Source organism: Streptomyces durocortorensis (genome assembly GCF_016901035.1).
In the GTDB taxonomy this organism is placed as follows: Bacteria; Actinomycetota; Actinomycetes; order Streptomycetales; family Streptomycetaceae; genus Streptomyces; species Streptomyces durocortorensis.
This window is the reverse complement of sequence record NZ_JAFEUF010000473.1, coordinates 1-1,706: the sequence shown is the minus strand read 5'-3', so window position 1 is coordinate 1,706 and position 1,706 is coordinate 1. Positions and strand designations below refer to the sequence as shown.

The window sequence follows — 1,706 nt, the reverse complement described above, 5'->3', positions numbered from 1 at the left end:
GAGGGCGAGGGTGCGGGCGGGGATGCGGGAAGGGCTGCGCATGGTTTCTCTCCGGAAGGTCGGGGTGGGGATCAGCGGTAGGAGGCGCGGGTCCGGATGCGGGAGACGGCGGCCAGGACGAGGAGCGTCGACGCCATCAGGACCACGGCGAGGGCGGCGCCGGTGAAGAGCGAGCCCCGGTCGGTGGCGGCGAAGATCTGTACCGGCAGCGGGGTCCAGTCCGGCGGGTAGAGCATCATCGTGGCGCTCAACTCCCCCATGGACAGGGCGAAGCAGAGCCCGACGGCCGAGGTGAGCGAGGGCAGCAGCAGCGGCAGCTTCACCCGCCACAGAACGCGTGCGGGACTCGCCCCGAGGCCGGCGGCGGCCTGTTCGTACATCGGGTCGAGGCGGCGTACGGCGGCGGCGACCGACTGGTAGGCGAAGGCGGTGACCAGGACGGTGTGGGCGAGGATCACGATCCAGCGCGTCCCGTTGAGCAGCACGGGCGGTTGGCTGTAGGCCACCAGGACCGCCAGTCCGACGACCACCGAGGGCACCGCGACCGGCAGGATGAACAGGGCGTCCAGGAGCCGCTTTCCGCGCGTACGGAGAGAGGCGGCGGCGAGCGCGGCCCACCCGCCGAGGGTGAGGGCCAGCACGCTCGCGGCGAGAGCGGTGACCAAGCTGGTGGTCAGCGCCTGGAGCGAGTCGCCGCTGGTCGCGGCGGCGTAGCGCTCGACGGTGGGGCCGGAGGGGAAGGCCCCGGACCAGTTGGTGGCGAGGGACGCGGCGAGGATGACGAGCAGCGGCACCGCGAACAGCGGGACGAAGAGGAGCAGGAAGCCGGCCCAGGTGGCCCACTTCCCCGCCCGGCTATGCACCAGCACGACGGCTCACCACCCGGTAGAGGCTGTAAAGGCCCACGGAGATCGCGATGTTGACGACGGCGACGACGCAGGCGGCCGGGTAGTCCGACTCCAGGATCGCCTTGCTGTAGACGAGCATCGGCAGCGTGGTGACGTCCTTCGCGCCGGTGAACAGGACGATCCCGAACTCGTTCAGGCACATCACCAGCACGAGGCTGCCGCCCGCCGCGAGCGCCGGGAGCGCCTCGGGCAGGATCACCTGCCGGATGATCCTGACAGGCCCGGCGCCCAGCGAGGAGGCCACTTCCAGCTGTCCGGTGTCGAGTTGGGAGAAGGCGGCGAGCAGCGGGCGCATCACGAACGGCGTGAAGTAGGTGATCTCGGCGAGCAGGACGCCCCACGGCGTGGTCAGGAAGTGGAAGGGCCCTTCGGCCGCCCCGGTGACGTCGGTCCAGAGCCCGTTGGCCATGCCGACCGAGCCGTAGATGAACAGCAGGGCGAGGGTGATGAGGAAGGACGGGAAGGAGAGGAAGACGTCGACGAACCGGGCGACCGCCTTCCCGCCGGGGAACGGGACGAACGCGATGACCAGCGCGAGGACGAAGCCGAGGACCAGGCAGCCCACGGTCGATCCGACGGCGAGCCACACGGTGGTGGTGAGCGCGTCGCGGAAGACCTCGGAGGCGAAGACGTCGGCGTACGGGTCGAGCGAGACGCCGCCGCCGCCGTCCGGGGTGACGGACTGCTGGAGGACGAGGGCCAGCGGGTAGAGGAACGCGAGCGCGAGGACGGCGACGGGCGGCAGCGCCCAGACCCAGGCGGGGACGGTACGGGACCGGGTGGGGCCGGGTACGGGGG

The 1,706-nt window shown here is 71.5% G+C and carries 2 protein-coding genes; both read right to left on the bottom strand.

The annotated features are described in order from the left end of the window. Window positions 1-71 precede the first annotated feature (71 nt). On the bottom strand, window positions 72-869 hold the full coding sequence (locus tag JS521_RS35530; RefSeq protein ID WP_205086973.1) for an ABC transporter permease: 798 nt from the start codon (window positions 867-869) through the stop codon (window positions 72-74). Further along, window positions 856-1,706, bottom strand: an 851-nt coding sequence (locus JS521_RS35525; RefSeq protein ID WP_205086972.1) for a 2-aminoethylphosphonate ABC transporter permease subunit, incomplete at its 5' end; no start/stop codon positions are given. The genes JS521_RS35525 and JS521_RS35530, both read right to left, overlap by 14 nt.